This window comes from Lutimonas vermicola (genome assembly GCF_038433205.1).
In the GTDB taxonomy this organism is placed as follows: Bacteria; Bacteroidota; Bacteroidia; order Flavobacteriales; family Flavobacteriaceae; genus Lutimonas; species Lutimonas vermicola.
Map to the genome: position 1 here is coordinate 1,117,345 of NZ_JBCDNA010000001.1, position 17,399 is coordinate 1,134,743.

Annotated in this window: 16 protein-coding genes; 3 read left to right on the forward strand and 13 right to left on the reverse strand. The window is 36.3% G+C overall.

The window, feature by feature from the left end; all coding sequences use genetic code 11:
• Positions 1-19: 19 nt before the first annotated feature.
• The 3 genes from AABB81_RS05050 to AABB81_RS05060 all read right to left on the reverse strand — a co-directional run bounded on the left by AABB81_RS05050 (position 20) and on the right by AABB81_RS05060 (position 2,564).
• Positions 20-1,273, reverse strand: coding sequence for a DUF6090 family protein (locus AABB81_RS05050; protein ID WP_342159056.1), 1,254 nt, complete (start codon positions 1,271-1,273; stop codon positions 20-22).
• Between the two features lie 191 nt (positions 1,274-1,464).
• Positions 1,465-1,995, reverse strand: coding sequence for a GNAT family N-acetyltransferase (locus tag AABB81_RS05055; protein ID WP_342159057.1), 531 nt, complete (start codon positions 1,993-1,995; stop codon positions 1,465-1,467).
• A 50-nt stretch (positions 1,996-2,045) separates the two neighbouring features.
• A complete protein-coding gene (locus tag AABB81_RS05060) occupies positions 2,046-2,564 on the reverse strand; it encodes an ester cyclase (RefSeq protein WP_342159059.1) in 519 nt (172 codons plus the stop codon).
• 355 nt (positions 2,565-2,919) lie between these two features.
• Between AABB81_RS05060 and AABB81_RS05065 the strand changes: the two genes are divergently transcribed.
• Entirely contained in the window at positions 2,920-3,396 is a 477-nt protein-coding gene (locus AABB81_RS05065; protein WP_342159060.1) for an Hsp20/alpha crystallin family protein, read from the forward strand.
• A gap of 246 nt (positions 3,397-3,642) precedes the next feature.
• On the opposite strand, the gene AABB81_RS05070 is transcribed toward AABB81_RS05065, so the two are convergent.
• From AABB81_RS05070 to AABB81_RS05085, 4 genes are all read right to left on the reverse strand, one after another.
• Positions 3,643-5,292, reverse strand: coding sequence for a S41 family peptidase (locus AABB81_RS05070; protein ID WP_342159061.1), 1,650 nt, complete (start codon positions 5,290-5,292; stop codon positions 3,643-3,645).
• A 260-nt stretch (positions 5,293-5,552) separates the two neighbouring features.
• Complete coding sequence (locus tag AABB81_RS05075) at positions 5,553-6,725, reverse strand: acetyltransferase domain-containing protein (protein WP_342159062.1); 1,173 nt, start codon at positions 6,723-6,725, stop codon at positions 5,553-5,555.
• Positions 6,726-6,910: 185 nt separating this feature from the next.
• Positions 6,911-7,825 (reverse strand): carbon-nitrogen hydrolase family protein, encoded by a 915-nt coding sequence (locus AABB81_RS05080; protein ID WP_342159063.1) that lies wholly within the window; start codon positions 7,823-7,825, stop codon positions 6,911-6,913.
• Positions 7,826-8,311: 486 nt separating this feature from the next.
• Positions 8,312-8,839, reverse strand: a complete 528-nt coding sequence (locus tag AABB81_RS05085; protein WP_342159064.1) for a RidA family protein — start codon at positions 8,837-8,839, stop codon at positions 8,312-8,314.
• Between the two features lie 271 nt (positions 8,840-9,110).
• Here AABB81_RS05085 and AABB81_RS05090 point away from each other — a divergent pair, with 271 nt between their 5' ends.
• Complete coding sequence (locus AABB81_RS05090) at positions 9,111-9,443, forward strand: TonB-dependent receptor domain-containing protein (protein ID WP_342159066.1); 333 nt, start codon at positions 9,111-9,113, stop codon at positions 9,441-9,443.
• A 35-nt stretch (positions 9,444-9,478) separates the two neighbouring features.
• A complete protein-coding gene (locus tag AABB81_RS05095) occupies positions 9,479-9,826 on the forward strand; it encodes a hypothetical protein (protein WP_342159657.1) in 348 nt (115 codons plus the stop codon).
• Between the two features lie 233 nt (positions 9,827-10,059).
• Here AABB81_RS05095 and AABB81_RS05100 read toward each other — a convergent pair whose 3' ends face one another.
• The 6 genes from AABB81_RS05100 to AABB81_RS05125 all read right to left on the reverse strand — a co-directional run bounded on the left by AABB81_RS05100 (position 10,060) and on the right by AABB81_RS05125 (position 17,394).
• Positions 10,060-10,920, reverse strand: coding sequence for an alpha/beta hydrolase (locus AABB81_RS05100; RefSeq protein WP_342159067.1), 861 nt, complete (start codon positions 10,918-10,920; stop codon positions 10,060-10,062).
• 70 nt (positions 10,921-10,990) lie between these two features.
• Positions 10,991-12,697, reverse strand: a complete 1,707-nt coding sequence (locus tag AABB81_RS05105; protein WP_342159069.1) for an amidohydrolase — start codon at positions 12,695-12,697, stop codon at positions 10,991-10,993.
• A gap of 109 nt (positions 12,698-12,806) precedes the next feature.
• Positions 12,807-13,595 (reverse strand): PfkB family carbohydrate kinase, encoded by a 789-nt coding sequence (locus tag AABB81_RS05110; RefSeq protein ID WP_342159071.1) that lies wholly within the window; start codon positions 13,593-13,595, stop codon positions 12,807-12,809.
• A 75-nt stretch (positions 13,596-13,670) separates the two neighbouring features.
• Positions 13,671-14,087, reverse strand: coding sequence for a VOC family protein (locus AABB81_RS05115; protein WP_342159072.1), 417 nt, complete (start codon positions 14,085-14,087; stop codon positions 13,671-13,673).
• A 215-nt stretch (positions 14,088-14,302) separates the two neighbouring features.
• Positions 14,303-15,022: a 3-ketoacyl-ACP reductase gene (locus tag AABB81_RS05120; protein ID WP_342159073.1), complete on the reverse strand. Its 720-nt coding sequence runs from the start codon at positions 15,020-15,022 to the stop codon at positions 14,303-14,305.
• Positions 15,023-15,606: 584 nt separating this feature from the next.
• Positions 15,607-17,394: a PIG-L family deacetylase gene (locus AABB81_RS05125; RefSeq protein ID WP_342159074.1), complete on the reverse strand. Its 1,788-nt coding sequence runs from the start codon at positions 17,392-17,394 to the stop codon at positions 15,607-15,609.
• Between the last annotated feature and the right edge of the window lie 5 nt (positions 17,395-17,399).

The window sequence follows — 17,399 nt, forward strand, 5'->3', positions numbered from 1 at the left end:
ACATTGTGACATAAAACAATTAGTCTTTTTTAAACTGTATTGATCTTACATGAATTGTTCTTCCAAGGGGGCCTTCAAAAACAAAGCCTAAAGGAACCATTATTAATTGCATATCAGCTGTTTTGAATTGGTTTGTTTGAATTTCATAAATCTTCCATTGATCAGTTAGCTCAATCTGAACCCTGGATTCAGAACCATCGGGTGGATCATGTTTATCCTTCATCGTTATTTCAAATTGCTCCCCACCGATTTCACCTTTCATCTCTATAAAAATTTTCGTGTAATTTGAAAAGTCCATTTCATTTACCCTCCCGCCAAGGGCATTAATCTCAAAATATGGCGAACCCCAATCATATGTATTTTCAGGGTATTCTATGACAAAATAGTCTTCTTTGTATGAAAAATGATCTCGATATATGACCGATGCCGCATATTTTGGCTCAAACCCGGTAGGTATTTCACCATTAATTAAAATGCTTATTAAATCTGCATCTGCAAATGAGTATAAAATACCACTAAAGTCAAGTTTTGTTTGTTCATCAAAAGTGGTATTTGAACTTTTTATCATTTCAATCAACTTATTACCCATCAAAATTTGCTCTTCGTAAGTTTGAATTATGTTCGGTTCGTAATAGGCATGACCAAATATATTTTTTGTGCTATTATCCCGTAAAATCTCACGAAAACGAGGCGTAAATGAAGAAAGGTCATCATAAAAAAGCCATGGCCTTAAAAAAATATCCTGACCATTATCCCTGAATTTAGCAAGCCAGGCCGCATGATAAGCTCCCAGGCTTTCATTATACTTTTCTTCAATGCTTTTAATTTTGTCTGCAGTTGTATAATAAGCGCTTAGCAATAATGCCAGATCAGTGCCTTGAAGCTTGCCAAAATAAGTTGAATTTTTTAATGATTCAAATGCGCTTAAGTTAGACTTGAAATAGACGAAGTTTAAAACATTTTGAAAAGCCGTATTTATATAGGCAGTTTCTTCCAGACTAATTGCTTTTACATCGTCTAAAATGTAGTAACTAAAAATAGAATCACCCTTTTTCCCCATGTTTGACCGTGCCGTTGCCAACAGGTTTAAATCCCTTATATCCGATTGTACACCTCCGGCAATACTTTGCAATAAGCCTTCTAATTCTTGTTTTTGAATTCTTTCTTCATTCCAGTTGTTTATTTGCAGCGCAATTAAAATTCCTATAACTACTAACACAATTTCGCCAATGGCATATCGCATATATTTTACCGGTCTGTTATCGTCTGCCATTTTTTTTCGAATTTTTCTGAAGAATGGTATCATTCAATTATTGATTTTTTATTGTCTGATGCTGGTTGCGAATACAAAAGTAGCGTATTTAGGTACTGGTTTTAATATTAAATAGAGGCCATCACACAAGCATAAACTCCAGATTCAACTTGCTTTAGGAGGCTCCTTTTAGATTTTGTTTCAACTATGATTCATTTTTTCAATTTACTATATACTTCCAAATCGGTATAGACATTTCCAGTGAGAAGTTCTCCGTCACGTTCTATACCCTCAAATTTAAATCCAAGTCTTTTGGGTATATTTATACTTGGTGTATTCTCAACGGCACATTTTATTTGTACAGTTGTAAACCCCGGTTCCCCGAAAGCAAAATCACAAAGTTTCGCTACAGATTTTGTTACAATTCCCTCTTTCTGAAACTTTTGGGAAATCCAATACCCAATTTCTGTCTTTCTTATCGTTTTGTCTGAATCTTTGAATCCAATCAAACCAACAAATTCACCCTGTTTCCTTATCGTAAAAGTAATTTCAAACGGTTCTTCAGGAGCATTTACCATCGATGTGACAAAACTTTCAGTGTCTTCAATCTTTTGCGTAAAAGCTACAAATGGCAACCATTTCCCTAAATAGCTTCTCTGGTTGTCGATGGTATTAAAAATATCTAATGAATCCGATAATTTTAATTGCCTCAATTCTAAATCTGAATCTATTTTAATCGTCATTTTTTTTATTTTACATATAGCAGTTATCAGTTTTACAACGAAAAATATAGTTAATCAATTCCATTTAATTGCCGGTTATAATCTTCGGCATTGAATTGACCTTTAGATTCTTGTACCAATCCATTTTCATTAAAAGTCCATTCTTCAAAGCCACTGATTTTAACTTTATTGCCCGTTCCTCCGGGAGCATTATTTGTGCCGGTTAAGGTCCAGTAAAACCTTGTTGTATTTGATTTTGTCGTTAAACTATCCATCGAAACCATCATATCGGGAAATGCATCCATAAATCCTTTTGCAACCTGCGTAATTGCCTTGGTCCCCATTGCTGGTTCTCCATCATTAACTTTTAACATGCCGTCTGAGGCAAAAAATTCAGCAACTTTTTCGGGTTTTTGACTACTCCATGCACTTGAGTATTTATTTCCGAAGTCTGTTAGTTTATTTTGTTCCATATTCTTTTCTGTTTGATGATCCTTTTTTATTGAATTTGATATCGATTTTTCAGTGCTTTTTTTACAACTAATCGTTAGGCATATCAAGATGATGATCGCTAAATATTTTATTTTCATCGGTTAGTATTTTTATCATTTCAAGATAACATTTTTTTGAGTATGATTAACCCATGGGGCAATATACCCTGCTCCAATTTGTCCCGTTGTTTAAACCTGGTTTTAGTCGTTGGTATTTTTATTGAAATACATCCATGATGTCTGACAAAGAAAAAAACCTATCCGTCAATTTGACATTTTTTAGACGCAAATATGTCAAATTGTTCCTGGTTGCTTTGTTTTACATGCAAATTCACAGTAAAAATTCATAGAAAAACCCGTTTTAGCCATTTTGGTATTTTCTTTGCTAAAAAAAGATTGAAATCAATTTGAGATTTCAAATTTGAAATAATGTTTAATTTAAAATTTTGTAATTATGAGCAATTTAATTCATGTTCCTAAAAGCGGAAGTTTAGCAAACACTAGTTCAAACGTAAACTTCCAAAGTTGGTCAAATTGGTTAGATGACATCTTTAACAGAGACCTTCCATCTGTGTTTATGTCAAATTTTAATACCGGAATTACTTTACCAAAAGTGAATATTAAAGAAACTGCCGATGCATTTATGGTAGAAATGGCTGTCCCTGGTTTTAAGAAATCAGATTTTCACCTTGACCTCGACAATCAAGTATTATCTATATCAACAGAGATAAAGGATGAAAACGAATCTCAAGAAGAAAACTATACACGCAGGGAGTTCGGTTACTCCTCTTTCAGAAGAACCTTTTCTTTGCCAGAAAGTGTAAATGATGATAAGATTCATGCCAACTATAAAGATGGTATTTTAAGTATTCTTTTGCCAAAGAAAGAAGAGGCCAGGCAAAAGCCCGTCAGAACGATTAAAATTTCATGATGATTTAGTTAAATGATTAGACTGAAATTAAAGAAGGAGGCAGAAAAATATGCCTCCTTCTTTATTTCAATGCTTCTATAAGTGATATGATATTTGTTATGTCAGGACATGTAAACCAAAAGGTTTGTTCACATGAATAGATAAAACTTTGGCCCATTAATGGAAGTATTTAAAAATTGCCTACGCTTTCATCTTTCTGAATCACGCATCAATGTTCCGAATCTCAACACAAATCCTTCCAGAATCTTACTTATTAATGATTGAACTGGCCATCTCTACATATTCATCTTCCTGGTCTATGATTTTAATAAGACTATTATTTACTCTATAGTCTATTGGAAATGGGCGACACAAGGTAAAACCTGTTACTGATGTTTCAAATGTTACTCTTGGAGCATTCAGCTCAATTCCTGTATTGGGCAATGAAAACTGCATACTAAAATCATTACATCTGAATGTGCTCCCAGGTTCTTCACCAATAAAAACTGCATTTGTGTTAAATTTAAGCAAAGAAATCAAATGGCCGGTGGTTGAAAGGCATCCTCCATTGACTAAAACATACATTGTGCCCCTAAAATTATTTTTATTTGGCTGCATTACATTATAAAGGGGCTCAAAATCTTTGACTTCGGCATTGCGCTTGAAATATATAAAGTCTTTTTTGGTGAGATATGAAAATAGCTGAGCTGCAAAAATCGGATGGCCACCCTTATTACCCCTTAGGTCTAGTATCAGATGCTGGATATTGGCCTTTTTTAAATCGTTGAATATACTATCTAACTGTTTAAAATAATGATCCATATCCGGCATTGCAAAAGTTGGTATTTTCAGCACTGCAATGTTCATGTTATCCATATAATGAAAAGAAACCTGGCGATCATTTTTAATTTTGCCATATAGCGACTGTATATGTTTTAATCTGCATGAAGAGGCCGTTATGGAATCAACAGATGATCCCTTTCGGTATTTTATAATGAACTTCTCTGAATCATCAAGAAAATAGAAAAGAGCATTAAATCTTTTGTTTAGTTCATGATACTTTGTCGTTACGTTGCACCCTTCTGAAGGGATCATGAAAAATAACTTTTCAATTATTTCCTTAACAGCAAGGTTATTGATACTCAGGATCTCGGTCCCGGGCAATATCAGCTGTTTGCTTTCAAAATTCCCTGAAACAAGAAAGGCCTTGCCATTTTTAAAATACAATCGGAATGGAAAATAATGACCAAATTCATTCACTGAATCCTGATAGCTGTTAGGAAGCCTCACCCCTGTATGGCTGCATTTTACCGCATCTGTTAACTGTGACAAAATTAAATACGACTTTTCCAGGGTAACTTCCTCCCTGAGCTCGTCCTGTAACCTTTCAAGTATCAATTCCATGGAATCCTTTGGAGTAAAGGCATACAGTTGAGGATGCTGTTCTTTCAAACTTGAGTAAAGAAACAACAGGTCATTACGCACATCCTCCGCCCTGAATTTATTTTCTTTAGCTGTTTTAAATGCTGCCAACGGGTTGGCGGCCTGCATTTTTCTTTTCAGCTGAATAGTGTGCTTTTTACCATCAGGAAATATAAATTCCCCTGTAAGTTCGGTGAACAAGTCATTAAAATTACCTGTAAAGGGTGTTTGCTTATCAGGTATATAAAAGGTGAATTCATTATTCGTCAATTTAATGTCGGTTAATTTATCATTTTGAATAATATTACCACCGGACATCATCTTAATGTTGCCTTGGTTGTTGCCATCAAAACTGATCAGCACTTCAAAATCATTCATGAATACACCTTCCCATGTTCCTTCGAAATTCTCCTGGCCATAAGCCTCCGGCACAGGAAAAAGAAACGATGAAATAATAATCACATAACAGAACAAAAAAGAAGCATACTTTTTCATATGATTATATTTTTGGACGTAATACGATCTCATTAAGGCTGTTTAAATTGACTGCAAAGGTTCATATAAACGGATAAAGTTTAAAACAACGCCTCAGTTTGCAAAGTACATACCTTTCTTAAAGATACGAATTTTTGATGTTTCCATCCCAAAGCCGATGACACAAAAATCAATGATGTTAAACCAAAAAAGATATAAAAATGGATAAGGCTCTTGTGCTCATAAAAAAACAGAAAATTACTTCTGAATTTTCTGAAGTATCAAAAATAACTCAACCACCATTTTCCCTTGTGGCTGAGTTTATATAGACTAAATTTTCTGCAAAATGGATACAAAATAATAATTATGCCAATCCAGATTACATAGACAAACCAAAGATTAACTCCATAACCTACCAGCTGACTTTGACCTGAAACGAACCCGTCGAGAATCATGGCTTGCCAACCATATCCCGTTATCTCTGCCAGTATCATGGCAAAAAAATGAATAACATAAATATGAATGATGTAAAAGAAAAAAGGAACTTTTCCAAAAGTGCTGATAAAATCTGTTACCCGGCCCTTTACATTTTCAGAAACCCCAAGCAATAAAAAAGATGGGCCAATGGTCATAAGCAGATATGACAGGGATGGAGGATATTTTAATGGATCCAAAAACGAATATAATGTCTGTAATAAAGTTCCATAATCTTCCCAATGTTTTGGGTTGCCGTAAAGATTAATATATCTGACAATTACAAAAAGCAGGATAGCAGAAACACCTATTATTGCAAATAATTGCTGTCTTTTTTTTGCTTCTATGGTTTTATCATAAAATTTACCCATATAATATCCCAAAGACATGACTCCAATCCATGGCACTATAGGGTAAATAACCCTTATTTTAATACCGCCAAAAATGTTAAAATATGCCCTTTCATGAATTATAGACCATAATATGCTGTGATCAAAGGAAATATTGTCCAATAGATTATGACCAAAAATAAGTATCAAGCTAAACAAGAGGATATATTTCATGGGCAAATAAATTATACCAGCCAGAAAAATCATACTGATACCCAATGACCAAATCACAAGCAAACCAAATGAATTGAAATCTGCATTAAAACTCCAACCGAAAATCACAATGGTAAATTCAATAAACACTAACCATAGACCTCTTTTTAATAGAAAGGATGATAGTTCAAGCTTTGATTTCCGCCTTCCGATCAGATAGGCTGAAGTGCCTGCCAATAAACTAAAAGCAGGAGCGCAAAAGTGAGTAACCCACCTGGTGAAAAACAGGACAAAATTAGTTTTTTCCGGATCCGTGGGGTCGAATAAAAAGCTGCTGAAATGAAAATAATCCCTTGTATGATCCAGGGCCATAAAAATAATGACTAATCCTTTAAGTAAATCAAGGGATTTAATCCTTTGTGCTTTTATCTGACTCATCTGTAATGCTAATTGCTGCCAATAGTAGTTTAAGGTAGTAACTCTCCCTGACTGTCCATTTTATTTTAAATGTACTTTTCTTCCTTTAATTTAATGCTTATTCTATTGCGAAAACTATTCACGGCTTTTTTGTTCTAAACCAGGAATATCCAAGAAAGTATAATCCAGCGACTACTTATCCCATGCTATTTTTTTACATCGAATGAAAAAACATCAGGCCTCGAATAATGTCCGACGACATCAAACATACGTTTTGCTTTTATGATTTGATCTAGATCAATATCTGCATATAAAATACCTTCCTCTGCCTCAAGCGGGCCTGCTAAAAATTGTCCATTTGGGGCAATTATCGCACTATTACCCACATTAATCCATTCCCTTCCTTCAGGGTACAGTTTCTTAAACTCATATTCATCGGGAATATCATCCATTTTTAATGCCATACAAGTACTAATGACAAATAACCCGCCTTCGCGCGCTATATGCTGAACTGTCTGTATCCAGTTTGGGCTTTTGTCCCAGGTTGGAGCGGCCAGAATTTGAGTTCCCAATTCGTAAATTGCATTTCTTGCTAATGGCATAAAGTTTTCCCAACAAATCAATCCTGCGATTTTTCCTGCAGAAGTGTCATAAGAACACAAAGTACTGCCATCTCCTGCCTGGGACCATATGAGGCGTTCTCCTCCGGTTGGGATCAACTTCCTGTGTTTACCTAAAATATTGCCTTTATCATCAATAAAAAGTAAGCTATTGAATAAACTTGCATTGCTTGATTCAGAATTTCTCTCATGCATGCCGATCACGACATTTATATTTGCTTTTTTTGCAGCCTGACAAAGCTTTCCCGTGCTCAGATCCGGAACGGAAACAGCATTTTTGACAAGTTTTACATAAAGCTCATTTAAATCAGCGCCTTTACTGTTCGGAATAAGCCATACCCAATCAGGATATCCGGAGATAAAAGCCTCAGGAAAGACAATTAGGTTTGCTCCATTTTCTCCAGCTTCTAATATCGCCTCACAGGCTTTTTTAACAGTTTTTTCTTTATTCAGGAATATTGGTGAAAGTTGTGCGGATGCTACCTTTATATGATGAGTCATTTCAGTTATTATTAATTAGCCACGATAATGTAGAGGTGGAAGGTTGTGGTTTTGCAACTCCAATTTTCCGATGTTAAAATTTGCTCTTTACCAGGTCTAGAAACATTTTGTCCATAAAAGTTCGCATTTTCCACCCTTAGGGCTGCTCAGTTTTTCAGGATACAACATCTTATTTAGATTTCTTCAATCTCTTTTCTGCCTTTTTTTCTTTTGGGGTTTTAACAGGTTCCTTTTTAACGTTCTTTTTAGCGTCTTTTCCTTTTGCCATGATATTTTCTTTTAAATGTTAATTCGTTTAAATGTAAGCATAAATTTATTGAGGTTTTGTGCACATAACCTTTTACTCATTTTGAATTAAAAGATCCGGTGCACAAAACGATTATGCTTTAAGCAGAGGTAGTTTAACTTAGTATTTGATTGGCTCTGTGTTCTTGCAAAGGCATTGCAAAACGATGAACTGCTAAGTCTTGTAAACCCTTTTGTGTTTTATTCAGGTTTATGCACTTCCAGTTCAATTTCTATCATAAACTCTGGTACAGCCAATTCTTTGACGCCAAGCCAGGACCCTGCCGGAAAATGCTTGGTGTAAATTGAATTTCGGTAACCTGCGTTTTCTAAAAACAAGGGCATATTGGTAGTGAAAATATTTTCCACAACCACATCATTAAATGTACAGCCATAATGTTTTAATATTTTTTCTAAATCAGCATAACAATTTTTCATTTGCTCCCCCAAATCACCTACTGCGGTTGGATTCCCTTCGTCATCCATACTTACTGCTCCCGAAATTGTAATGTTATTCCCAATTTTTACAGCATGTGAATATCCGTATGCCTTTTCAACTTCAGGCCTAAGCAGGAAAAATTCAGGCTTTTCTGATGCTGCAATTATTTCTTCTTGAGGCTCTTTCTCCGATTCTTTTTCCTTTTGTTCACAACCTATAATTGTAAAATTCAGTGCAAAAAGTATCAAAATTAATGCGAGTTGATTATACTGCTTGGTTAGTTTTTTCATAATGATAGTTGCTTGGTTAATTTTTATTTTATTGAATCCTGTGTTTAATGAACAGGAAATATAAAAAATTATGCCTAAAAATCATCTGATGATCGTTAAAAAGTCTATATAAAAGTCTATATAAAAGTCAAAAAAAAACTTCAGTACCTAAATTGTTGTATTTCTCTTTTGTATTAATACTTATGAGTCATATAAAGACTGCTGGTTGTTTGTCTCATGTTGGTTTGATTTAAACGAGTTTCAATTCATAACGCTAAAATCATATTTTCTAATGCGTGGATTATTATCAATTATTTTTCTGTTTTTTATTACGTTATCGGGAATTGCATATGCCATGAATAAGCAAAGCAATTTTTACCTCACCTATGCAAAAGGGTTCCGTGCCGGAGGCTTAACCCCTATTTCTCCAGATCCTTCTCACCTCCCCCTGTATGCTTATAAACCTGAATACAGTAACAATCTGAAAGGTGGTATGAAAAACATGTTGCATGAAAATCGTTTAAAGATTAATGATTCTGTTTTTCACATAATTTCAACAGATGTACAGGTACCTACCTTGCTCCTTCCGGAGGCATTTATTGTTACTTATAATGCGGTGAATTAAAAAGTACAGGGCCTGAATTAGAACTATCGGCTGCCATTGCCAATAAATTTAAACTTGAATACAGTTTCGGTTATACGCATGCCACCTTCACCGATCTTGTCGTTCCGAACGAGGGTAAAGAGCTGGACTTAAGTGGAAACCATCAATTGTTTTCACCCGAGGCTACCTCAATGTTAGCTGCACAATACAGCTTTGGTTTGGGGAAAACTTCAGCTATACAATTTGTAGCCAGGGCTGAATGGCAATACCTGGGCCGTCAGTATTTTGACCTCGCCAACACAATTGAACAAAGCCCTTACAGCCTGTTGAATACCCGGTTTGGAGTAGTGGGAAAAAGTTTTGAAATTATGTTATGGGGAAGAAACCTTACAGATCAGGAGTAAATTTCTTATGCCTACAACTTTGGCGCAACGCGTTTAGGCGATCCAATGAATTGGGGTATCACCTTTAGGAAAAGCTTTTGACAAAATACAAAAGTCAGGAAATAACATATGTTACAATGCAGGATGACCATTGAAGCGGCTATCACTAAATTCGATCAACATGGAAAGGTTAAAACAACTTCTGCCTGCTTTAATTCCTGCGCTGATCATCGAGGTCATAGCTCCCCTTCCTGTCAGGCACTTTTCCTGTTTCTCTCTACATGTCTTAAAATCGCTTTTTTGAGTTCCTCATAGTTTGTCTGAATTAACCAATGTCCGGAATCCAATTCTATATACTCATAATCATTCTTCATATATTGATGACTGTTGTTGACAGCGTAAGGTCCTATGGCTATGTCTTTATTTCCCCAAATAAATAAAGTCGGGACGTTGATATCACCCAATATTTGATCTTTATCGGCCCGCTTTAATAGTTTAAAATTACTGCGGTAATAATTTATAGAGGCAGTAAGTTGTTTTGGATTTCGGAAAACAGTCAAATAATCATCTATTTCTTTTGAATCACAATGCTTCCATAATTTTCTAAAGATCTTAAAGTCATCCTTTCTAATCCCCATTTCGGGAAGATAAGGCAGTTGGAAGTTTTTTATATACTGACTCATTTTTTTCTGCTCTTTATCCATTACAATTGCTTTACCAAAAGCTTGTAAATGAGGTACGGATATTCCTGTCCAACTTAAAATGACATCTTGATAATCATGAACTACTTTCCATCCTATAGCCGCTCCCCAATCATGACCGACAAGATGAAATTTTGATTTATTAAAAAACTTGGAAATGCTTAAAACATCGGCGGCTAACTGATCTAATGCATAGTGCTTCTTGCCCTCGGGACAAGCACCTGCACTATATCCCCTGAGATTAGGCGCCACACAATAGAATCCGTTTTTTGAAACAGAAGACATCAATTTTTTCCACATATATGAGGTCTCAGGAAAGCCATGAAGAAAAATTATTAATTCACGCTCTTTATTGCCTTCAGTTCGGCAGTCGAATATAAGGTTGCCGCTTTTTACTTTAATAGTTTTTTGCATGCTTTTGAATTATAAGTACATCCCTGGAATTCAGCAATTTTAAATATGCCATATGCATTGTTGATCACAGTTATTTCCTGTAAACAGAAACGCCTTCCTTAATGGTCTCCAGTACAATAATCTCTTTTATTTCACTCTCCGGAACCTTAAAAGGATTTTTATCCAAAATAACCAAGTCTGCTAATTTCCCTGCTTCCAAAGTCCCTTTTTTATTTTCCTCAAAATGTTGAAAAGCAGACCAATCAGTTATCGCTTTGAGAGCTTCAAATACTGTTAATTTCTCATGCTCCCCAATGATTTGCCCCGAGCGTGATTTGCGTTCAACGGTAATACCGGCCATACGCATCAAATTCGGCAATGCCACAGGGGCATCAGTGTGAATCGTAATCTTTAAGCCTTTGTTCAAAGCTGTTCTTACAGGGCTGATTTTGTTGCCTAAACTATCTCCGATAATCTGTTTATGCCAATCTCCCCAGTAAAATGTATGCAAAGGAAATAAAGATGCTATTACATCTAAATCTTTGAATGAATCCAATTGATCTTCTCTTATATACTGTCCATGAACAAGTACATTTCTTCTGTCTTTATTACCGTATTTGCCGGCTACCGGCCTTATTGTTCTGATCATTTGATCCATAGCGGCATCTCCGTTGGCATGGGTTAAAATTTGCCAATTGTTTTTAAACCCTTTTTCATATATCGAAATAACCACACTATCGCCTGGAATCGCAGGATATCCGCTATACCCCTCTTGAGCACCATCGGGAAGGATTAAATAAGGTTGTGTTCTCCAAGCTGTCCTCCCCTGAGGAGAGCCATCAAGTGTTAATTTCATTCCCCCAATACGATAATGATTATTATAGGTTCTGCTATTCCATTTAGAACCCATGTACTTGTCAACAAACGTATAATCTACATAACTCACAACGTCTAATTTTAGTTTGTTAGCTTCAGCTGCGTTCACCAACATTTCATGATTTCCCATTGTTCTCCCGTCCTGGGCAGTGGTATAACCAAAAGAGAGTGCCATATGCTGGCCTGCATCAAAAAATTCGTCAGCTGCTTCTTTACTTGCCGGATTTAAAACCTGAAGCATATGCGGAATTGCGGCTAACTCTTCAAGTACTCCATTGGGCTCATTCCCCTTTTCCCTTCTTATAATACCACCTTCGGGATTTTTAGTGTCTGAATCAATCTTTAATACTTCTAAACCTTTGGTATTTACAACTGCGAAATGCCCCGAGATGTGAATAATCATTATCGGAAATTCTGTTGTCACAAGGTCCAAATCATGCTTTGTTGGGAAACGTTTTTCTTCTAAAACAGAATCATCAAATCCCAGTCCGAAAATCCAGCCTGTTAAGGCTCTGTTTTCAGGGGTATTCCATTTCTTTAAAATATTTATGAGCGAGGGAATGTCTTTTGCTCCCGCATCCGGCGGTGGCAATATCTGTGCCCCGATTGCTTGAGCTGAAAAAGAAGAAAAATGGGCATGACCATCAATAAATCCGGGCAATAAGACCTTGCCTTCCAGATCTTTGTATTCATGGCTTTCACCTGCCTCTGCTTTTGCTTCTGATAATGAGCCAACAAACGAAATTAATCCATCCTTCACAACAAGCGCCTCTGCATATTGCGGTAAATCACCGTTCATGGTAACGATATCTCCACCACTATAAACCATCACAGGAGCAGAACCATTATCTTTTTGTGTATCCTTACAGGATATGAGCACGATTGTTGCAAAAATAAATGACAATAAATTTAATGACTTCATAAATTAAGTTTTAATTGTTTCCTTGTCCCGGCAGGTGATGACAAACCGACCTTTGGGAAGTATTGTGCTCTCGTTTTGTCTTGCTTAAGCTTAACTGCTTTATTTATAATCATTGAACTCCTCCAACAAAACCCAGTACTTTTTTCGCTGCGAAAGCGCCTTTTCTCAGGGCTTTTTTAACATGACCCGACCTATGCCATTCCAATGTAAAAGCCGCCTGAAAAGCATCGCCGCAGCCCGTGGTATCAACTATTTCATCAACTTCAATCGCTTCTTGAAAACAGGACTCATTGCCATAGAAAGCGACACTTCCTTTTGAACCCAGTGTGGCTACAATCATTTTACCCGATTTCATGGCCAAAGCATTTAAGCCGTCCAGCATTTGATCATTTGCACTGATAAATGTGATATCGACATCATCAATCATTTGTTCAATAAAATCGAGGGTGAAGTAGTCGAGGAAATCAATGACAACCAATTGATCTTTTCGTCTTTTAAGCAGCTCCTGTAAATTAGGATCGCCGGCAGGCATGGCTATTATATCTGAACTTTCCAACAACCGCCAGTCATTTTCTGACAAACGGAAAACATCAAATGCTCCACCATTCCAACTATCTTCTTTAAAATACCGGTCGCCCTGCTGATTGATATACATCTTATTGGAAGCTGTGGCTGCATCGACCCGGTATAAATGTGTTCTCTGTATTCGACAATAATCAAGATACTGCTCAATGCATTCTCCATATTTGTCGTTACCCACAGCTCCAATGATCGATACATTACTTATTCCTGAAAGTTTGCACTGAGCAGCAAAATTCAGTGAGTTACCACCCACATAAACCTTGTCGAGTTCAGGATATATATCAACACAGCAAGAAGTCAGGGCTGTAATTTTCATTTTGGACAGTTGGTTAAAAAAAGGTCACTAAGTTAAATCAATTAGTTTTTCTCTCGTGAATCTCTTATTTCTTTTTTATTGATAAAATTTATTTTCATCCACCACAATTGTTGTCAATTCAACTGTATGTCCGTCTGGGTCTTTTGTGTAGATAGAATGAAAATAATAATGGTCTTTAATATTATATTCCAGATTCAAATCAGCATATTTTTTTTTTGCTTTTTCAAAATTCTCATTTGTCACATTGAATGCAAAGTGGTCTATTTTCACGTTTTTTGAGTTCAATTCAAGTTTCTTGTCTTCAGGGTTAGCAGGAAACAAAGCTACTCCTGATTTTCCGGAAAGCAAAAAAATTGGAAACTCTCCCCATTCAGGCAGTTGATATTTTTTTAGACCAAGAACATTCTGATACCATTCAGCAGATCTGTTCAAGTCATGAACCCGAATAGCAACGTGGTCTAAAAATTCAAGTGCTATTTCATTATTTTTCATATCATTTTTCAATTATGCCGAACGTTTTTAGTTTGAATATTAACACTATACGACTGTTGATTTAATTAGTTAATGGCTTTTCCAGATAGCTATCGGGATGAAACACAGTAATCTCGGCATGAGTAACTGCCCGGGATTATCTATGATTTTCGAGCCTGTATCCTTGCAGGCAAGTTTTATACCTTGCAGCAAACTGTTTTACATTTATGAAAGAATTAAGGATTTGTAGACCATAAAGATGCACTTTTAAGCATTGCCCTTCTTGGCAGATTTAATCCAGCAACTATTAATTCTGCAAAATCCTCAGGCTGTAAAACACGGTCTTGAGAATCTTTAGTTGCAATACCTAAATCAATCGACATATCAGATGCTATGGTACTTGGTGTTAATGTGCAAACTCTAATGTTATTCTTACGGACTTCTTTCATTAAGGATTCAGACATTCCAATAACGGCGAATTTTGACGCTGAATAGGCAGATGTGTTTGCATTTCCGTTTAATCCTGCTGTAGACGCGACATTAATAATGTCACCCTCATTCTGATTTATCAAATAGGGTAAAACTTCTTTTGTCACATAATACATACCCATAAGATTGGTTTGAATAATTTGACTCCATTGGCTAACTTCCATATCATTAAAAGTTCCAAAAGCCGCAATTCCTGCGTTGTTGACTAAAATATCAATCCCCCCGAGCTTTTTTACAATACTTTTAACACCACTTTTAACTTCCTCATGGTGACCTATATCAAACACTGAATAAACAGCCTTGATTCCAAACGCCTCCAATTCAGAAACTGTTTCTTTTAAAGTGGCTTTATTTCTACCTGTTATAGCTACGTCAATTCCTTCTTTTGCGAATGCAATAGCAGTCGCTTTTCCCAGTCCTCTGCTGCCTCCGGTAATGATTGCTTTTTTGTTTTTTAAATTGTTCATATTAGTTTTTGTTTAATTTTTTTACCTGTTTTGAGCCAATCATGATTAAGCCTAAAGATCTTGGATATGAGTAGTTACGTGTTTCAGAGACTAATTTAGCAAATACAAACCAAATAAAATCCCGATAGCTATCAGGATGGGTAAATTTTTATAAGCAGGTTCAAACCAGCTACTTATTTTACACCTTGTTTTATGCTTGGTTATTCTGCATTGAGTTACTCAAAATATTCGTTTATTTTGGAGTAGAAATATATTCCTCTGTTGATATAATCCCAGGGGCAAAAATTTCAGGGTTTAGACCCGGTGGGGTTTGTCCAAAATATAATTTATCAGAGATAAACTGTTTTCTTGTGTAAAGGAAGTAACAGCGCTCAAGAAAAGAGCAATTAGTAAATACTGTTTTATCTTCATTTTTCCCTTTTTATGTTTGTTAACTATTCAAATACGGCGCGTTTGTCATTTAACCACCTGCTTGTCAAGCCGCTCTTTAATTCATTACATATACTCATTTTAAAATTTGTCACTATCCCCCATAATGACCCATGTTTATTGTTTAACCAGTTACTAATAAACGGTCTGTTTCTCTAATCATCAATATACGATATTGGGCTTATACCAATATTTCCTGCCATATCTAAGGTCATAAACTTTATTTTATTATTGGGTGAAGCTTGATTAAATGGAACTCCGACTGCCGTGATTGTTTGAAAATCTGTTGATCCGTCCAATCCGTCAATTGAAGCATCCCCACATAAAAGGTTTGAAGATGGTATGATTTCGCTATTCATTTCTTCCGGTGTTTTCCAGTACAATTTACAACCAGCTTTGCCAGTGTAATCCCAAAACCCCAAGTGAATAGCATAAAGTGAGTCTTTTTCCAGGTATATTCCAATTCCTCTTTGTGTCCCCATGCTAAAATCACCATGATCCCAAACAATCAATTTATTGTTGACCATCAAGAAACCAGAATCGTCTGCATCCAGATAAAAATAATATGTTCCGCTTTTTTCTACCGTCTTCACCCAACCAATCCATTCGGCAGACCAGTAATCTTCATTGATTTCATCCCCGGGGTCAAACCCATTTGCAAAATCTATTTTAGCGTCTACCCTTTCCAGCGCCACATCACCTTGCCAATAAGAATAGTTTTCGGTTTCAGGACGATTTTTAGTGCCCTTGCCTTCATAAATGACCTTATTGTTTTTATTCCTGTAAAATCCTTTTAGGCCCTTGGTTCCATTCCACGTTTTTCCTCCATCGGAGGAATGAATGTATTGCGGGTTGGTTTTTGTGTTGAGCCCGGGTGCCACATCACGCACTTTAATACTATAACCCAAGGTGTTTTTTGCTTTGTCACCGGCAAGGGAAAGATCGGACCATGCTTCTGGAGCTGTATCGTCGTACATAACGAATGGCCCGCGAATTATGTCGTCTTTTCTAGCTCTGAAACAAGGGGGGCTTGGCATTTCATAAGGATGAAAACCCCATAATTTACATTTGTTTATTCCTCCTAATTTGTCCAGGTATTTTACTTGTGGGGGATAAATGTCCTGGGGAAAGGGCTCAATTAAAAACGGTCCTTCTTCTTCTGGAACAAAGTCTTTTCCCCCAATCCATGACTCAGGATTGTCCCATACAAAATGTGACGGAAATGACCAGATCACCTCTACTTTAGTTACCCAGTCATTACCTCCTTCTTCCCTTAGGTCATATAGGGCCTGACTGGCTATCCTGCCCAATGCTCCGTGATCAGAAGGAGTATCTAAAAAATCGGGGATCATTACACAATCGGGTTTGTATGTGGTATATAGCCTTTTTATATCTTCAGATAACGAGGCATAGGTATAAGGTACACTTTCCTTATAAGCCAGGCCATAACAATATTTTGGAGCGTCTACTGTATAGGGTGACTCATTCTTTTTGGTTATTGGGTTAAGGTATTGTAAATTTCTGTTTTCCCACATGGCAAAGGTTCCTCCATCCGGGTAGCCCAAGAAAATGAGATTGTTAACAGTATCAAGCCCTAATGAGGCCAGCCCGGGAGTACTTCTGTATGCCATTCGGTCGTATCCGCGGTCTATCATATCTATAATGCCATTCTTATCAAAGTCTTTGGCATCCGGGCTATTTCTCCAATCCGGATAGGTCCATTTGTTCGCATCTCCGGCTGTCGCAATAACAACAATCAAAGTATCTGTGGATTGAATCCTATCAAATATCCACCCGGATTTAAAATATATTTCATCATCCGGGTGAGCATGTATGAACATATAAACTTTACCATATACTTCAGTCATATTCAGACAAGAAATGATTGCCGATAAAACTATTAAATTGATGATTTTTCGAAAATCTTTAGTAGTTGCTGGCATAATAT

Coding starts and splice junctions, on each gene's coding strand:
- AABB81_RS05050 (WP_342159056.1), bottom strand. CDS start 1,273: ATGGCAGACGATAACAGACCGGTAAAATATATGCGATATGCCATTGGC.
- AABB81_RS05055 (WP_342159057.1), bottom strand. CDS start 1,995: ATGACGATTAAAATAGATTCAGATTTAGAATTGAGGCAATTAAAATTA.
- AABB81_RS05060 (WP_342159059.1), bottom strand. CDS start 2,564: ATGAAAATAAAATATTTAGCGATCATCATCTTGATATGCCTAACGATT.
- AABB81_RS05065 (WP_342159060.1), top strand. CDS start 2,920: ATGAGCAATTTAATTCATGTTCCTAAAAGCGGAAGTTTAGCAAACACT.
- AABB81_RS05070 (WP_342159061.1), bottom strand. CDS start 5,292: ATGAAAAAGTATGCTTCTTTTTTGTTCTGTTATGTGATTATTATTTCA.
- AABB81_RS05075 (WP_342159062.1), bottom strand. CDS start 6,725: ATGAGTCAGATAAAAGCACAAAGGATTAAATCCCTTGATTTACTTAAA.
- AABB81_RS05080 (WP_342159063.1), bottom strand. CDS start 7,825: ATGACTCATCATATAAAGGTAGCATCCGCACAACTTTCACCAATATTC.
- AABB81_RS05085 (WP_342159064.1), bottom strand. CDS start 8,839: ATGAAAAAACTAACCAAGCAGTATAATCAACTCGCATTAATTTTGATA.
- AABB81_RS05090 (WP_342159066.1), top strand. CDS start 9,111: ATGCGTGGATTATTATCAATTATTTTTCTGTTTTTTATTACGTTATCG.
- AABB81_RS05100 (WP_342159067.1), bottom strand. CDS start 10,920: ATGCAAAAAACTATTAAAGTAAAAAGCGGCAACCTTATATTCGACTGC.
- AABB81_RS05105 (WP_342159069.1), bottom strand. CDS start 12,697: ATGAAGTCATTAAATTTATTGTCATTTATTTTTGCAACAATCGTGCTC.
- AABB81_RS05110 (WP_342159071.1), bottom strand. CDS start 13,595: ATGAAAATTACAGCCCTGACTTCTTGCTGTGTTGATATATATCCTGAA.
- AABB81_RS05115 (WP_342159072.1), bottom strand. CDS start 14,087: ATGAAAAATAATGAAATAGCACTTGAATTTTTAGACCACGTTGCTATT.
- AABB81_RS05120 (WP_342159073.1), bottom strand. CDS start 15,022: ATGAACAATTTAAAAAACAAAAAAGCAATCATTACCGGAGGCAGCAGA.
- AABB81_RS05125 (WP_342159074.1), bottom strand. CDS start 17,394: ATGCCAGCAACTACTAAAGATTTTCGAAAAATCATCAATTTAATAGTT.